Genomic DNA, 16,982 nt, shown 5'->3' with positions numbered 1-16,982 from the left:
ATACATTGCAATATTACGATTAATATTTTAACCACAACACAAGAAGGACTAAAATCTTTTGCTACTTAATTGATAATACATTAAATGAAGTAGCTTATTTAATGATCAGATCCACCAAATAACTTACAAGGAAAACCACGATAAAAAAGCTCAAATAGCCTATCACATAAGCGACAAATGCTTTGAAATAGTTTACAGGTTTGCGTTCGAAAAACTCACCAATGGCCCAAACACAATAGAGAAAAAAGATATATCCACCGACTTGTCCGAATGGAAAAGAGCCAATACTATCTAATGCTCCAAAAATTCCAATGACAATCATTCCCACACCCATGACGTAGCAAAGGAGAATCACTATTTCGAAAACATTGAAGCCATATTTTTTAAAGAATAGTTTAAGCCAAAAAGCAATGAACACTCCCATTATGATATTGGCGTAGCCGTAATGCCCCTGCACCCAATTGAGCATATTCTTGAAGGTTCCGTCTGGCAGATCCTGATAATTTAAATAACCATCTTCAAAGTGCGTCAGGTTATTAAGAATCGTGTAGACTAAAGAAGTCAGAATAATAAAGATGATGGGTTTTACCAATCTGTTTCTTCGCTCCAGAATAAACTCCCTAACGCTTTTACCCGGTCTGATTAACAGTTCTTTAAGCGTAAAGAATATTCCCTTATCCAAGTGAAGGACATGTTCTATTTCATGAACGATATAGTGCCCGTCTATTCTTTTAAGCTGGGCAGGGGTTCCGCAATTGCTACAATATTTCCCATTGACCTCAAACTCACAATTTTTACATTTCATTGGCGGCAAAAAGTAGATATGGTTATTGACTAGTCGGTCGAAGATAAAAGATTCTTTTGTTTCGATAAAGAATGATATGTTACAGGCCTATCAAAAACTTCTCATAGAGTCAAATTCTCCATGCTCAACCAATAAAACCCGTAACTTGCGATCCGTTAAGGAAATCAATTAAAAATGAAACATTTTATTAATCCGAATGATATTCCTGGAGTACAGGAATTAATAGAAGAAGGACTGGCTCAGAAAGCAAACCCTCTGACAAATCGTGATCTTGGAAAAGACAAAACCCTTTGTCTTTTGTTCTTTAATTCTTCCTTACGTACGCGACTTAGTACTCAGAAAGCAGCGGTTAATCTGGGTATGAATGTCATGGTAATGAACGTAGGTTCTGATGGCTGGCAGCTGGAGTTTGAGGATGGTGCAATAATGAACGGTGGTAAAGCCGAACATATAAAAGAGGCAGCTGCAGTAATAGGTCAATATGCTGACATCATTGGGGTGCGATCATTCCCTGGGCTGGAAGACAGAGAAGCAGATTATGCAGAATTGGTCATTGAGAGTTTTAGAAACTTGTCAGGTGTACCGGTCATAAACTTGGAATCAGCCACTCGTCACCCTTGTCAGTCATTAGCTGATTTAATAACCATTGAAGAACTTAAAACTAAAGCCAGACCCAAAGTGGTTTTAACCTGGGCACCTCATTTGAGAGCTTTGCCGCAGGCCGTTGGCAACTCATTTGCAGAATGGCTTAACCTGACAGATTATGAATTTGTTATTGCCAACCCGGAAGGATATGATTTAGCTCCCGAATACAGAGGAGATGCTCCAGTTTACCATAACCAGGAGGAGGCATTTGAAGGTGCTGATTTTATCTATGCCAAAAACTGGAGTAGTTACGAGCAATATGGTCAAATACTTCCCGGTAATGAAGATTGGATCGTTTCTGCTGAAAAGATGAAACTGACAGATAATGCCAAGTTTATGCACTGTCTACCGGTACGTAGAGGGGTTATTGTGGAAGATGCGGTTATTGATTCTCCGAACTCCGTAGTCATTCAGCAGGCAGGCAATAGAGTATGGTCTGTTCAGGCGGCCGTAAAGAAGATATTAGAAGAACTGTAGTTTCATAACCAGCGGGTATAAACCCGCTGGTAACATATCTTTTCGAGCCGGAGGCTCTCTTCCCAAAGCAATAGATGCAGAGCATCGAAACATCCAGAAAGGGTGGATTTTAATCCACTCGAAATAACCCCTACACCCTCCTCACCTCATACACATCCTTCCGTCTGTCTCTTAGATTTTTCACAGCACCAAATTGGTGAAGTTCTCTAAGTAGATCAAGATCTACATCTGCTATCAGAATCATCTCCGTATTTGGCGTAGCTTCTGCTTTTATACCAGTAGTTGGGAAAGCGAAATCGCATGGCGTAAACACCGTGGACTGTGCAAACTGGATATCCATATTGTGCACATTTGGCAGGTTACCCACGCTACCGGCAATAGCCACATAACATTCATTTTCTATGGCTCTGGCTTGTGAGCAGTGTCTTACTCTGGAATAGCCATTTTGGGTATCTGTAAGGAAAGGAACAAATAGGATTTCCATGCCATCATCTGCCATCAGTCGGCTCAGCTCAGGAAACTCGGAGTCATAGCAAATCAGTACCCCAATTTTACCGCAGTCGGTATCAAAAGTTTGAATTGCGTTTCCTCCCTGCATACCCCAGACCTTGGCCTCATCTGGCGTTACATGTATTTTTTCGTAGCGTTCAACGGTGCCATCTCTTCGGCATAGATAACCCACATTATACAGTCGATCATTTTTGATCTCAGGCATACTTCCTGTGATGATATTGATGTTATACGAAATGCTCAATTCAGAGAATTTCTGAACAATCTCAGCGGTATGCTTGGCTAGTTCCCTAATGGCTTCTGCTTCTTTCAAATGATTGTTCTCTGCCATAAGTGGTGCATTGAAAAACTCAGGAAACAGGGCAAAGTCAGAACGATATCCTGAAACCGCGTCAATAAAATATTCCGCTTGTTCCATCAGTTCTTTGAGATCTTTATACGGTCTCATCTGCCACTGCACCAGTCCTAAACGAACTACCCGCTTTTGGCTAGCGGCCTTTACGTGAGGCTTTTCGTAGTAGATATTATCCCACTCCAGAAGCACTGCATATTCTCCTGATTCCTGGTCTCCACTTAGATAACCTTTGATTATCTTTGAAGGGTGGAAATCGTTTGACATCTGAAAGTTCAAAACCGGATCAGAGACTTCCTTTCGTTTTACCTTTTCTATGTATTCCTTCGGTGTGAAATCTGAGGCATATTTATGATAGTTTGGTATTCTACCACCAAAGGCAATTCCTTTGAGATTTAATTTTTCGCAAAGCTCTTTGCGGTAATCATAAAGTCTACGACCAAGCCTCAGCCCTCGGTACTCCTTTTTGATAAAAACATCAATACCATAAAGCATGTCTCCTTCATTGGTATGTGTATTAAAAGTATAATTTCCGGTGACCTGCTTGTACGTATGTTTATCATCAAATTTATCGTAATCTACGATAATGGATAAAGCACAACCGGCCAGATGATTATTGATTTTTATGACAACCTGCCCTTCAGGAAACTTCTCAATCAGCGACTGAATATGGTGCTCTTTCCAATATGAATTGGGCATAGACTCATAGGCCTCAATCATGGCTTCTTTTAACTCCTCATAGTCTTCAGGCTTGAGGTATTTCAGTTCGATATTTTCAATATCTGGTGCTTGCATTTGATAAAGCGTTATTTTCGATGAAAGCTACGCCAATTCCTTAAATTGGTATCACAATCAGCCCGTATTTTTCTGTATTAACCTATTGAGAACAAATGCAAAGAATCATTCTTTACCTACTCCTGATTCCTTCACTATTTCCATTTCATGTCCGTGCACAACCATACGATGTTCAAATAGCAAGAGATCAATGGGGAGTACCTCATATTTTCGGTAAAACAGACCCTGATGTGGCATATGGCTTAGCCTGGGCTCATGCCGAGGATGATTTTGCCACTATACAACAAACAGCCTTAGCAGGAAAAGGAATGCTGGGCCGATACCTAGGGAAAGACGGTGCCACCATAGATTATGTGGTTGGTCTTTTAGAAACACAAGAGACGGCTTCACAAAAGCTTCAAACGCTCTCGCCAGAGTTTATTAAAGTAGCTCAAGCATACATTGATGGGTTAAACGCATATGCTCTCAAGTATCCCGAAGAGATCTTGGTAAAAGGCAGCTTTCCATTGACAATGAATAATTATTTGTCCTCTATCATTCTTTCGCTTTCTGTAATCTCTGGTGCCGATAATGTCTTGTCTTCCATCTTGAACGGGAGTATTGAAAAACCCGTAAAGTCCGAAATCAAAGGGTCAAATGCTTTTGCTATAGCACCCTGGAAAACCACTGATGGAACAGCCTTTTTGAATATTAATTCTCATCAGCCTTTAGAAGGGCCTGTGGCGTGGTATGAAGCACACTTACATAGTGAAGATGGATGGAACATGCTCGGAGGATTATTCCCCGGAGGTTGCGTCATTTTTCACGGAACCAATGAAAACCTTGGCTGGGCCCATACGGTCAATCATCAGGATAAAATTGACGTGTTCAAATTAGAGACAAACGGCAAGAAATACCTTTTTGATGGTGAATGGAAGCAACTGCGACAAAAGAAAGTTAAACTAAAAGTCAAACTAGGCTTTCTTACTGTGACAATTCCTAAAAAGGCGTATTACAGTGTTTATGGACCTACTCTCAAGACCGATCAGGGGTATTACTCCATTAGAATGGGGGCCAATCAAGACCTGAGGGGCTTAGAGCAATGGTATAAAATGAATAAGGCTCAAAACTTTACTGAGTTTTACAAAGCCATGCAAATGGTAGCCATACCCGGCTTTAACACCATTTATGCCGATAAGAATGACACCATTTTTTATGTCTCCAATGGTAAAATTCCAATTCGAAACCCAGCATACAATTGGAATGGGGTTTTACCGGGAAACACCTCAAAAACCTTGTGGACAGATTATCACCCATTTGAAGATCTTCCACAATATCTTAACCCAAAATCAGGCTATCTTTTCAATACCAATAATACCGTTTTTAATGCCACTTCACAGCCCGAAAACCTCAATCCCGAAGACTTTGATAAAACTATGGGCTACCCGACAGCAGATAATAATCGAAGTATTCGATTTATGGAGTTGATAGATGACTTTGATCTCCTCAACTATGAAGATTTTAAACGCATCAAATACGACGCCCAATATCCTAAACGATTTCATTTCCCGATAGACATCAATGCACTAATGGAAATGGAGCCATCGAGATTTCCTTCCATAGCAGATGAGCTACTTCTCCTTCAAAAATGGGATAGAAAGGCAGAAATCGATAGTGAAGCCGCCTCTCTTTTTGCAGATTTTCTCTATTCGGTAAATGACACCTATTCAAAAGGAGATGTCCTCAGTTCATCCCAAATCCAACAAGTGCTGGAAGGCGTTAAAGACACAAGAAAGGCAAACTTCGGTGCGACACATAAAACTTTAGGCGAAACTCAAAAGCTGGTAAGAGGAGATGAGGAGATTCCACTTTGGGGTATGCCTGATGTTCTACGGGCTATGTACTCTGCTCCGTATAAAAATGGTATTAGAAAGGGGATCGCTGGAGAATCCTATATTCAGCTGGTGAGATTCAGAAAAAATGAACTCCCACAGATAGAAAGTATTATCAATTATGGAGCATCAAATAGACCTGATAGCCCACATTATGCCGATCAGATGGAAAGCTTTTTAAACCTGGAGCTAAAGCCAATGACACTGGATAAAAACAAAGTTTTAAAAGAAGCCATCCGTGTGTATTCACCCCAATAAAAAAGCGGAAGAAAACTCCTCCGCTTTTTTAGAACTATTACTTACAAATCAATTATTTATCAATCAATAGAGACTCTCTACGTCTCATTTTACCAGCAGGTATACCAAACATCATCTTAAATCTTCTACAGAAATAAGCGGTGTCTTTATAACCTACTTCAGAGCCGATAGCTCGAATACTCTTCTTCGTAGTTCTAAGCAAAGTAACCGCAGCTTCCATACGCTGATACTCGATATAATCCTGCGGATTAATTCCCGTTAGCATTTTGAAATACTGCCCTACGTAGTCCTCAGATACATTAGCCACATTGGCCAATTGTTTGTTTGACAAATCGCCTTCTAAATTATCTTTAATATAAGCGAAGATATCAATCAAACGAGGATCTTTAAAGTAAGTACTGTTGGTAGCTAACTGCTCCACAAACATCTCATTGCGAAGTATAAAACGAATGATCTCAATAACGATCTCCTCCGTCTTATTCATAATCACTCTACCTCTACCGGCTTCATCTGTAAAGTCCTCGATCAGGATATCCTTAATCAACTGAGCTAGTTTGCTGTTATTCTTGATAAAGAATGGAGGAATATCAAGAGAGGTAAAGAAGTTAACAGAATCAAAAACCTTGGCCTCAAAAGCAATCAAACCAAACGAGTTTCTCACTTTCCCGATCTCCTCAGGAATGGTCATTGAGTCAAAATAATGCTCACGACGAGTCATGAACTCCTCATAAGTAATTTCTTTTGGTTCGCCTGTACCATAATGGATTGTTGATGACTTTCCTCCAGGGATAAAAAGCATATCACCCGGCTCTATCTTTTCATCAATTCCTTCCAGTTTTACATCACCATCATAAAGAATCAACAAAGTATTTTCTACATCGTAGACGTTCTTAATTCTGATAGGCTGTAGAATATTAATGTGTCTTGCTTTCGCAAATTTGACACTTAATGATTCAATGATTTTGTTGTATTCTTTCATAACACTTCAATAAAGACTCAGTCGAAATATTAACCGCTCAAGAAAGATTCAATTTGTATTTTCTGAAGGGGTTTTGTACAAAACTAATAATAATTCTAAAAAATTCAAATTGTCATCACTTTCGATATGTTTATATATTTATACGAAATAGATCAATTAAGGCATGTTTTATTGAAAAAATATAAAAAAACAGCATGAAATAGCCTTTTTGAGCTTGTAGAATATTTGTAAAAATCCTAGAATTTCCACTCAATAAATAAAAAAAGACCTCTAGACGAGGTCTTTTATAAGTACAAATTCTTTGTGACTATTTTAATATTTCACGAGCAATCACCAGCCTTTGAATTTCAGAAGTCCCTTCATAAATCTCCGTGATTTTGGCATCCCTCATCATGCGTTCTACATGATATTCTTTAACGTAACCGTAGCCACCGTGAATCTGCACAGCCTGTGTAGTAGCCCACATGGCTACTTCAGATGCATAAACCTTAGCCATGGCGGCTGACTCAGAGTACGGCTTGCCGGCATCTTTTTCTAAGGCCGATTTATAAATTAGAAGCCGGGCTGCTTCTATTCTGGTTTTCATATCTGCCAGCTTAAATTGTATCGCCTGATGCTGTCCTATTGTTTTACCGAAGGCCTTACGCTCCTTTGCATATTGCACAGCTCTTTCATAAGCACCGGCGGCTATACCTAATGCCTGAGCCGCAATTCCGATTCTTCCTCCATCAAGTGTACCCATGGCAAACTTGAAACCGAAACCATCATCGCCTAATCTATTCTCTTTAGGTACTTTGGCATCAAAAAACATGAGAGAATGGGTATCTGAAGAACGAATCCCCATTTTGTCTTCTTTCTTACCAACCTCAAATCCTTCAGTGCCTTTCTCAATTATCAAAGTGTTGATACCACGGTGTCCTTTTTCAGCATCTGTTTGAGCCATCACCAGAGCGATATCTGAAGTGCCTCCGTTGGTAATCCAGTTTTTGGTACCATTTACCAGATAATAGTCTCCTTTGTCAATGGCTGTAGTTCTTTGAGAAGTAGCATCTGAGCCTGCTTCTGGTTCAGAAAGGCAAAAACAGCCGAGCTTCTCTCCAGTAGCCAGCGGTACTACATATTTTTGTTTCTGCTCCTCAGTACCATATTTCTCCAGACCCCATAGTACCAAAGAGTTATTCACAGACATGATAACTGCAGCAGAGGCATCTACTTTAGCAATCTCCTCTAAAGCCAGCACATAGCTGACAGTGTCCATTCCTCCGCCACCATAATCTGGTGAAACCATCATGCCCATAAAACCAAGCTCACCCATCATTTTCACCTGCTTTTCAGGAAACTTTGAGTGTGTATCTCTTTCTATGGCGTCATGAAGTAATTCTTTTTCGGCAAAATCTCTGGCGGCTTCCTGAACCGCTAAATGCTCTTCTGTGAGGTTAAAGTCCATTCTTTGAGTTTGTTAATGTCTAACTCAAATCTAGGAAAACAGAAAACAGTATGCAAGCATACTGTTTTTAATTTGTATCGATATCATTTAGACTCCAGCCTTTACAAAAGGCGGTCTTACCACCTCTGCTGCCAGCATCTTATTTCTAACTTGTATAAAGATCTCCGTGCCTTTCTTAGAAAACTCCTTTTTGACGTAACCCAAAGCAATCCCCTTTTTCAGACATGGCGACATACTACCGGAGGTAATCTCACCAATTTCATTGCCCTCGGCATCACAAACTTTATAATGAGAACGAGGTATTCCTTTATCCTTGAGTAAAATACCCACCAACTTATTCTCTACTCCCGCCTCTTTTTCTTGTTGAAGAGCTTCGCTATTGATAAAATCTTTTGAAAACTTAGTTACCCAACTCAGGCCGGCTTCCAGTGGAGAAGTTTCGTCAGTCACATCATTGCCATAAAGGCAATACCCCATCTCTAAACGAAGTGTATCTCTGGCACCTAAGCCTATCGGTTGAATACCAAATTCCTCTCCTGCTTCCATGACTTTAGCCCATACTTCTTCTGCTGTTTCTTTCGGCACATATAATTCAAAACCACCTGCTCCGGTATACCCTGTAGCTGATAATATGACATTTTCTACACCTGCAAAAGTGCCTTTGGTAAACGTATAATATTCCACATTATCCAGTGGAATATGCGTAAGCTTTTGAAGCGTTTTAGTGGCCAATGGCCCTTGTACTGCAAACAAACAAAGGTCTTCTGACCAATTGACCATTTTTACTCCCTCCGTGTTATACTTACTTATATGAGCCCAATCTTTGTCAATATTAGAAGCATTCACCACTAGCATATATTCATCATCATCAATTCTATACACCAGCAAATCATCTACCACGCCTCCGGTTTCATTTGGCAAGTAGCTGTATTGAGCTTTTCCGTTATACAATAGTGACGCATCATTGGCAGTTACCTTCTGTATCAAATCCAAAGCTTTAGGGCCTTTGAGATAAAATTCACCCATGTGGCTCACATCAAAAATCCCAACCGATTCTCTTACAGCCATGTGTTCTTCTATATCAGACGTATATCTCACCGGCATATTAAAACCTGCAAAAGGAATCATTTTGGCTCCTAAAGATTCGTGAACATGAGCCAGAGGTACGCTTTTTATTTCAGTCATTTTGTTTAGTTTGCTTCGCAACAAAGGTATCGTTTTAGGGCCTTAACCTAAAGACCATCTATCTTTAAAACCTTGCCCTCTTCCAGATATATCGTTTTGTCAATAATCGCTGGAATCTCCTCAGCGTTATGGGTGACATAAATCAATGTCTTGTTTAACGATCCTACTAGCTTGTTCACAAAATCTCTGAAATAGACCATGTGTTGGTAATCCAGGTTTTGACAAGGCTCATCAAGTAATAATAATGGTGGGTTTTTTATGAGTGCTCTGGCAAGCAAAGCAAAACGCTGCTCTCCGGTAGAGATTTGACTCAAAAGTTTGTCTTTCAAATGATACAAATCAAAAAAACGTAGAAATTCTTCTGCCTTTTCCTCTTCTGCCGGCTTAAGTTTTCGGTACAAGCCAATACTATCAAATAGACCACTGGCTACCACTTTAAGCACACTGCTGTTTTTTGGAAAAAACATATGAAGCTCTGGCGATACAAAGCCAATCTTCTTTTTGATATCCCAGATGCTTTCTCCGCTACCACGTTTTTTGTCAAAAAGAGTAATGTCATTCTGATAGGCCTTTGGGTTGTCAGCAGTCAGCAAACTGAGAAGGGTGGTCTTGCCCGAACCATTAGGACCCATCAAGGCCCATTTTTCTCCATTTCTAATTCGCCAGCTCACGCCGTCTAAAGCCTTTTTGGAGCCATAGGCTACTTTCCCATCATTGATTTCAAAGGCCGTTTGAAAACTTTCTTTGACTTCGGGAAAAAGGCGAGTCATTTCGTTTTCGTCTATTTGCAATTGCTTCTCCTGAATCTGCACCTCCTGAAAAGGTTTAGGGTAAATACCTTTCAAATGACCACCCTCAAGCCATAAAGCATGGTCTACACTTTCTGGTAGATCATTAAGTCCGGCCACTAATATGATATTCACCTCTAAATCATCTAATATCTGCTTTAGCAGTTTTTTGCTTTGCGTATCTAAACCCGTAAAGGGATTATCAAGAAGTAGTAATTCGGGTTTTTGTATCAAGGCCCAGGCAATTAATGATCTTCTAGTTTCCCCATTAGAAAGGCTTGTGACTTTGCGATGCAATAAGTGTTTTACATTCATTTGCTCCGCAATAGAGTTCAGCCAACTTTCTTCATAATTTAATGGAGGCAGACTTACAGATTTCAGATCAACGGTACCTACAGGCTTGACCTGGTTTTGTAAAACCTCCCATAAAGTAGGGCCTATTTCGCTGTCATAGGCAGAATACCGCTGTTGATAATATTGATAGGCCGCTCCCACCATTCTATTAAAACTATAATCACGTGGCACCAAAATCACCTGAGAATAATGTGGTTTTGTGATTTTTCCTTTCAGTGGAAAAAGCTTACCCGCCAGAGCATCCAGAACCGTACTTTTACCAGACCCATTCTCGCCTACCAAGGCCACTTTATAAGGGGGGTTAAGCGTAAAGCTCACCTCCTTCAGAATAAGATTATCTCCGCGTTTAAGGCTGACATTTTGAAACTCTATCATAAATCAAAATAAGCTGTTTTAAAGAGATAAGTAGCACTTCGTTCGTTGAAATCATTGCAGTCTATAGACGTAAACTGCGTGTTTGGCATGATTTTGAGACTTCATTTACCGATAATTAGTTTTTGTCTAAGTGATATACTTTAATTAGTTTCATCCCGTTATATTAGTCCAAATTTCGGCGTAAAACCTGTGATTAAGAGTACATTAACCATTTGTTTCAGTTTGTTGATCGGAGCCGTTTCTGCTCAGCAAATTATCTTAAAGTCTGAGAACAGTGCCGGTGGTTCTATTGCTACAGGCCAAAGTACTTCTTCAGATCAAAAAGCTTCTGATCTGAATGCTCATGGTTTTCAACCTCGCCAATTCAAAAGCCTTGGAAATACGATTATCGAAACAGACCATGAGGTGGTTTTGGTAGGAAGAATGGCACCGGTGGGTGTCAATATTTATGAGGTGCCTTTATTCGGCGGTTACCAGAAAACTTCTGAACAATTAGAACAGGACCAGGCATTTATACTGGACTGTCAAAAGAATTTTGACTCTCCCCTGAAGGCAAGTAAATTCTTCTCTGATATGGGCTGGCAGTACCTTTCTGAAGGTAGTAAAGAAATGGCCATTTATAGGTTTAACCTTGCCAGTTTGCTAGATGAGAACAATGTTGACATCTATTGGGGTCTGGGTGTTATAGAATATCAAAAAGGCGAATATGAAGAGGCCATCAAGCTGATGACAGAAGGCTTGAAAATGGATAAACAGTTCAATGTGACCTTGATGGTAGACCTGGCCACAGTTCAGCTAAAGTGTTTCTTAGAACACCAGCACCAGCATGACCTACAAAACGCCATCAAAAACCTTGAAGACGCCAGTTTACTGGCACCGGGTTTTGCCAATACCTACATGCAGCTTGCTCTGGTCAAAGTAATTAATGGCGAAATTGATGACGCCTGGCTTCAGTTTCATAAGGGTTATAAAATTGACCCAAACTCGGTAAACCCTCAGATTCTTTCGCAATTACTGAATCATAAGCCTGACCCGAAAGGTATTTTTGAGTAGAAAGATTTAGATAATATCAATTGAAAATATAGTCATTAAAGCCCCTCTGGGGCTTTTTTCGTTTTGTCCACCCTTTGTCCACCACCGTTTTTTCTGTCTCAAACCCCCTCCGACTACCTTCGAATCATCGAAACCGAAAAGGGTAGTCATGAAACAGATTTTATCTTTCTTTTTAATCGGCTTTATCATTTGTTCAGCAAAAACATGTAATGCTCAGCGATGGCACGCAGCCATAGGTGCAGGTGTAAACCCTTTACATTTCAGTGCTCAAAACGATTTCAAGTCAAAAGGGATTCCCGTTTCATTATTCATCAACACCCGAAAAAGAAACAGTCAAATAAGTTTGGGCTTTACCTCACAGGGTAGATATCAAAAAGATGAATTCAGCTTTACCAATCAGATTCTTGATCTATCCTATTCTCAGTTTTTAATCAATAGAAATGGTCAAAACATTGTCTTCCCCTATGTAGGCATTGGAGCAAATATTCTCCAAACAAAATTTACTACTCAAGGATACCCGGGTATAACAGCCTACACTCTGAAAGTTGAAAGAGATAAAGGTGTAGGCGGAAGCGTTTTCGCCGGAATAGAAGCACCAATAGGAAAGGTCATATTCAACTTTCAAGTCAGATACCATCAAAATCAAAACGCTCAATTTATTGCCGGAGGTTTTGCTATGCAAAAACTCTACACCAGCCGAACAAGTCTTTTGGTCGGTGCAGCCATTCCTTTAAACATTAAATCAAAACATGCTCAGAACGCTTGTCCTGAGTTTTAAATCGTATAGCCATGAAAAAAATCTATGTCTTCCTTCTACTTTCTCTAGCCTTCTCTGCCTGTAAAGACCGAGAGTTTGATCCGATTGATATTTTTGAAGAAGAAGAAAAACCACCGACAGATGAGGAAGGTAACATCCTTGCCGATAGTAGTATCCTCAATGTAGGGGTTACCTGCAATCAAGTAGACCTTTTTGCTTATAGAGACCGTGTTCAGGAAATCAGTAATGGTTATGAAGTAAAAGGTACTCTTTTTACCCAGACGAGACTAGGTCTTACTGCTCTTACCAGCGGAGATTTTACGATCACTAAAGGAGCAAACGGAGACTTGGTAAAGCTTGACGGATTTGGCTCTACTCTCATGCCAGAGGTTGGAGACTTTGCAGGCATTACTGAGTTCTCAGATATTTTTGGAGCCAACCTTTCATACGGCAATGGTAGTCAATTTGCCAGCCTGGATCCTACCCTGCCGTTTCAGGATGAATCTTGCTATTTTAGGTTTAACCTAGACCCCGCTGCTGACTTTAAAGAAGGAATAGTAGGTGGCCCAATGATGATGGGGAATACCTTAGTCAACTTTAAAAACCTGTTTTTGAATGTAGATGCTCCTGCAATATTCATGAAAGGAGACCTGTATTTCTTTGATAAAAACACCAAACCTGTAGCAGTAGCCGACGGAGCCAGCAAGTTTAAAAAGTTCAAAGCAAAGGCAGGAAAGCTTAGTCCTAAATTCTCCATTTCAGACGTTTCAATCGGTGTTTCGGCAGAGCCGCACTTTGTATTTACTCCAGGTGAATTCAGTGAAGAGCTGGAGGAAATCGTAGGTGGGACAAACTTTGAAAGTTTTAATGGAAGCCTTTATTTAAAAGGCACCGTTCCTCTAAAGAAATACCCGATTGATGTTACCGGAGAGTTTGTTTACGATAACTCTTACGCCGGACATCGGTTGCCTGAGATTTTTGAGAATGGACTTGATGATACGGCCTATCGTTTAGGCTTTAACGGTAAGGTAGAATTCGGCCACTTTTTACTGGACCTACTTCCAGCAGATTTACGTGTTGAACTTGGCAATGCCACCCTCCAGCAGCAGTTTGCTCTGACAGGAGAATCATATATGCGTTTTGCGGGCGAATATGATAGTGCCCGACTTTTCGATGAACTATTGGGGCCGGAGATTGCTCAGATATTACCGACGACAACCTATTCAGGTAAAATGTATTTCAATGTCGGTACTGAGCTTTCAGAATGGGAAATGTACCTGGAAAACCAAATGGAGATCAATATCCCTGGAGTGGGTCGTCAGCCGTTTCAACAGGCCATCTTACACCTGAATAATGAAGGTATTTACGTTTCTGGTCTTGCTACTCTTCCTTACGGAATTGGCGAAATTAAACTAACAGGGGAATTAAAAAAGGATGGAACATTTGCCTTAAAGGGAATGGCAAACGCCGGTGTTGATTTTGGCAAAGGAGTAAAACTGGGTTCTGCCCTGGCAGTAGAAGTGTCAAATGATGGCGTCTTCTTAAATGGTATGCTTCAGCTGCCTGGTGGCATCAGCGATTTCACCGTAGAAGGAGAACTGAGTAGTGAGCGAGTTTTACTCAAAGGAACGCAAAGAACAAATATCAATTTCGGCTCAGGTGAGGCTTTACAAACGGACTTAAGCCTGGAAGCAAACTCTCAAACAGGCGTCTTCTTGCATGGTTTTATGCAATCACCTCTACAGGTGGCTAAGGTAGAAGTAGATGGTGAAATCTCAGCAAGAGGCCTGGCTTTACGAGGTCTGATTGCCGGTAAAGTTGACTTCGGGGTAACCAAACTGACAACGGACCTTAGTCTAAATGCCACTACTTGGGGAGGGGCCGCATTAAGCGGGCAAGTTGATGTTCCTCTCGTGATCATCGGTGGCAATATTGCCGTCACCGGCTTTATCTATGGCCCTACATCGTTTGGGTTAAATGGTAAAACCGGGGCATTTATTGATCTAAAAGTAGCCTCTGCCAATGCCAACGTAGAATTAGGTTTTTCACAAAGTAGCATCACCATTGGTGCAGAAGCTGAGTTTTGTGTAGCTGACGATTCTGCACTGGAGACTTGTGCAGGAGTAGGACTAAGCTTTAAACCCAACTGGGCCACGGGAGAATTGAACATCTGCGGAGAATTACCTGTAGTCGGCGAAAAATGTATTTAATACTAAAAAAAGGGGGCGACTACACCGTTAGCCGCCTCCTTATACTATTATCCCGATGGATGACAAAGAGAAACTTCTGCACGAAAAAATTAGGTCTATCAAGACCCGAGCAGAGTTACTCCGCAAAGCTCAATCCTTATTGAATTCACTTAACCAACAACTGACCGATTTTCATCAAAAATCAAATGAAATGATAGATGGAGAATTGAAAAGTCAACCTACGCCTTCTTCAAACTCTCCAACTCACTCTTCACAAAAGACATAAGTTCTGAGATATACTCTTTTGAGAAATCAAATTTGATATCCATAGCCTCATAGATTTCACCAATGGTAGCCGTGTAACCCAATTTTAAGCCTCTTAAATAGGCTTCCAAGCCTTTTTGCGGATCATTCTTATAATTTCTCCAGACCGAGATAGCACCCAACTGAGCCATACCATATTCGATATAATAGAACGGTACCTCAAAGATATGTAGCTGACGCTGCCAACCTACCTGACGATACTTCTCATGGCCGGTCCAGTCCGTTACACCATCAGAAAATTGGTTCAAAATACTCTCCCATTCGGCAGTCCTTTCCTCATGAGAGTGTGTTGGGTTTTCGTAAAGCCAATGCTGGAATTTATCAATAACAGCTATCCACGGAAGCGTATCAATCACACCGTTTAAATGTTCTATTCTGGCTCTTTTTAAGTCTTCAGGGTTTTCAAAGAATTCATCCCAATGCTCCATGGAAATCAGTTCCATTGCCATTGAGGCCACCTCGGCCACTTCAGCAGTAGTTCTTCTAAAACTATTCAGGGGTAAATCACGAGTGACAAAGGAGTGTATGGCATGCCCACCTTCATGAACCATCGTCACCAGGTCACGTACAGACCCTGTAGCATTCATAAAAATAAATGGTACACCTATTTCTTCAAGAGGATAATTATAACCACCCGGTGCTTTGCCCTTTCTACTCTCCACGTCAAAATGACCCATACGCCTCATAATGCGTAGATAGTCACCCAGCTCCTTGTCAATTTTATCAAAACAGCGGATACTTTTATCTAATAACTCCTCTCCATCTTTGAATGGCTTTAAAGCAGGTCTTCCCTCTTCATCCACAGACTTATCCCATGGTTTAAGCGGATTTATTCCCATTTTTTGCCGTCGTTCTTCAGCAGAAATCTTCAACAATGGAACCACTGCCTCTGAAACAGACTCGTGAAAGTTAAAGCAATCCTCAGGGGTATAATCAAAGCGACCCATGGCAGCGAACATATAGTCGCGGAAGTTCTCAAAACCAGCATTGAGGGCTACTTGGTGACGAAGATCTCTGAGTTCTTCAAAAAGCTTATCCAGCTTTTCTGAATCCTGGTACCTTCTTTCGGAAATCTTTTCCCAGGCTTCCTGACGTTTTGCACGGTTTACAGACTGTAAAATTAACCCTGCCTTTTGAAGTGTCATCTCCTCACCATTGATGGTAACCGTCATGGCACCGGTGGTACTTTGGTATTCTGTTTGTTTGGTCTGAATTTGCGTTGATAGCGGTATGTTTTCTTCCCTGAAAATCTCCACCGACTTTTTCATACCTCTAACCGTGATATCAAAACCTTTATCAGTCAATTCATCCAGAAAAGGACTCTCTAAAGCCTTTTTATTCAATTGGTCATCGTATACCGATAGATGAGGCTGTACTTCTGTCACAAAAAATTGGTAGGCCTTTTGATTCTCCTCACTTCCAGTATCACAAGTCATCTTGATATACCTCCACGCCATATTTTCAGAGAGGTATGATTCCAGTTCACTTCTATCTAGGAACCATTGCTTTAATTCTTCTACATTTTGAATCTCTCTGGAAACCAAATCTTCAATCAATGGCTTTACATTTTCCCAACTATCAAGCGTGAATTCTTCTCCTATAAACTTTCTGGCTTTACGGGTAGGCAGTACTAATTCTTCCAATTTTTTGTGTTTTTAATGATGAGGTAAAAATAATGGATTCGGGTTATAGAAAGACGAATTGAAGCATCAGAACGGATTTTAACGTTAAAAATCTATATTATTGGGGCTAGACAGAGAAACCCGATGTAAATGTTAGAATTTCGGGATTAATAGCTCCGTATCATTTCTACTTCTT

At 40.5% G+C, this 16,982-nt stretch carries 12 protein-coding genes; 5 read left to right on the top strand and 7 right to left on the bottom strand.

Annotated features, from left to right (window positions below; translation table 11 throughout):
- Positions 1-94: 94 nt before the first annotated feature.
- Entirely contained in the window at positions 95-805 is a 711-nt protein-coding gene (locus tag ACUXV0_RS12405; RefSeq protein WP_446189877.1) for a DUF3667 domain-containing protein, read from the bottom strand.
- A 174-nt stretch (positions 806-979) separates the two neighbouring features.
- Here ACUXV0_RS12405 and ACUXV0_RS12400 point away from each other — a divergent pair, with 174 nt between their 5' ends.
- Positions 980-1,927 carry an N-acetylornithine carbamoyltransferase gene (locus tag ACUXV0_RS12400; RefSeq protein WP_446189876.1) on the top strand — a complete coding sequence of 316 codons (948 nt, stop codon included), beginning with the start codon at positions 980-982 and terminating at the stop codon, positions 1,925-1,927.
- 130 nt (positions 1,928-2,057) lie between these two features.
- Here ACUXV0_RS12400 and ACUXV0_RS12395 read toward each other — a convergent pair whose 3' ends face one another.
- Complete coding sequence (locus tag ACUXV0_RS12395; protein WP_446189875.1) at positions 2,058-3,584, bottom strand: GNAT family N-acetyltransferase; 1,527 nt, start codon at positions 3,582-3,584, stop codon at positions 2,058-2,060.
- 95 nt (positions 3,585-3,679) lie between these two features.
- On the opposite strand from ACUXV0_RS12395, the gene ACUXV0_RS12390 reads away from it, so the two are divergent.
- Positions 3,680-5,713, top strand: coding sequence for a penicillin acylase family protein (locus ACUXV0_RS12390; protein ID WP_446189874.1), 2,034 nt, complete (start codon positions 3,680-3,682; stop codon positions 5,711-5,713).
- A 52-nt stretch (positions 5,714-5,765) separates the two neighbouring features.
- Here ACUXV0_RS12390 and ACUXV0_RS12385 read toward each other — a convergent pair whose 3' ends face one another.
- The 4 genes from ACUXV0_RS12385 to ACUXV0_RS12370 all read right to left on the bottom strand — a co-directional run bounded on the left by ACUXV0_RS12385 (position 5,766) and on the right by ACUXV0_RS12370 (position 10,841).
- Positions 5,766-6,692, bottom strand: a complete 927-nt coding sequence (locus ACUXV0_RS12385; protein WP_446189873.1) for a helix-turn-helix domain-containing protein — start codon at positions 6,690-6,692, stop codon at positions 5,766-5,768.
- Positions 6,693-6,999: 307 nt separating this feature from the next.
- Complete coding sequence (locus ACUXV0_RS12380) at positions 7,000-8,139, bottom strand: acyl-CoA dehydrogenase (protein WP_446189872.1); 1,140 nt, start codon at positions 8,137-8,139, stop codon at positions 7,000-7,002.
- A gap of 87 nt (positions 8,140-8,226) precedes the next feature.
- Positions 8,227-9,324, bottom strand: coding sequence for a glycine cleavage system aminomethyltransferase GcvT (gcvT, locus tag ACUXV0_RS12375; protein WP_446189871.1), 1,098 nt, complete (start codon positions 9,322-9,324; stop codon positions 8,227-8,229).
- A 47-nt stretch (positions 9,325-9,371) separates the two neighbouring features.
- Positions 9,372-10,841, bottom strand: a complete 1,470-nt coding sequence (locus ACUXV0_RS12370) for an ATP-binding cassette domain-containing protein (protein WP_446189870.1) — start codon at positions 10,839-10,841, stop codon at positions 9,372-9,374.
- A 189-nt stretch (positions 10,842-11,030) separates the two neighbouring features.
- On the opposite strand from ACUXV0_RS12370, the gene ACUXV0_RS12365 reads away from it, so the two are divergent.
- The 3 genes from ACUXV0_RS12365 to ACUXV0_RS12355 all read left to right on the top strand — a co-directional run bounded on the left by ACUXV0_RS12365 (position 11,031) and on the right by ACUXV0_RS12355 (position 14,861).
- A complete protein-coding gene (locus tag ACUXV0_RS12365) occupies positions 11,031-11,894 on the top strand; it encodes a tetratricopeptide repeat protein (protein WP_446189869.1) in 864 nt (287 codons plus the stop codon).
- Positions 11,895-12,042: 148 nt separating this feature from the next.
- On the top strand, positions 12,043-12,672 hold the full coding sequence (locus ACUXV0_RS12360; protein WP_446189868.1) for a hypothetical protein: 630 nt from the start codon (positions 12,043-12,045) through the stop codon (positions 12,670-12,672).
- A gap of 11 nt (positions 12,673-12,683) precedes the next feature.
- Complete coding sequence (locus ACUXV0_RS12355) at positions 12,684-14,861, top strand: hypothetical protein (protein ID WP_446189867.1); 2,178 nt, start codon at positions 12,684-12,686, stop codon at positions 14,859-14,861.
- Between the two features lie 218 nt (positions 14,862-15,079).
- Here the strand turns inward: ACUXV0_RS12355 and ACUXV0_RS12350 are convergent, their stop codons facing one another.
- Entirely contained in the window at positions 15,080-16,807 is a 1,728-nt protein-coding gene (locus tag ACUXV0_RS12350) for a M3 family oligoendopeptidase (protein WP_446189866.1), read from the bottom strand.
- Between the last annotated feature and the right edge of the window lie 175 nt (positions 16,808-16,982).

The organism is Jiulongibacter sp. NS-SX5 (genome assembly GCF_052828545.1).
The sequence above is the reverse complement of the archived record's forward strand: the minus strand, read 5'-3'. Positions and strand labels throughout refer to the sequence as shown.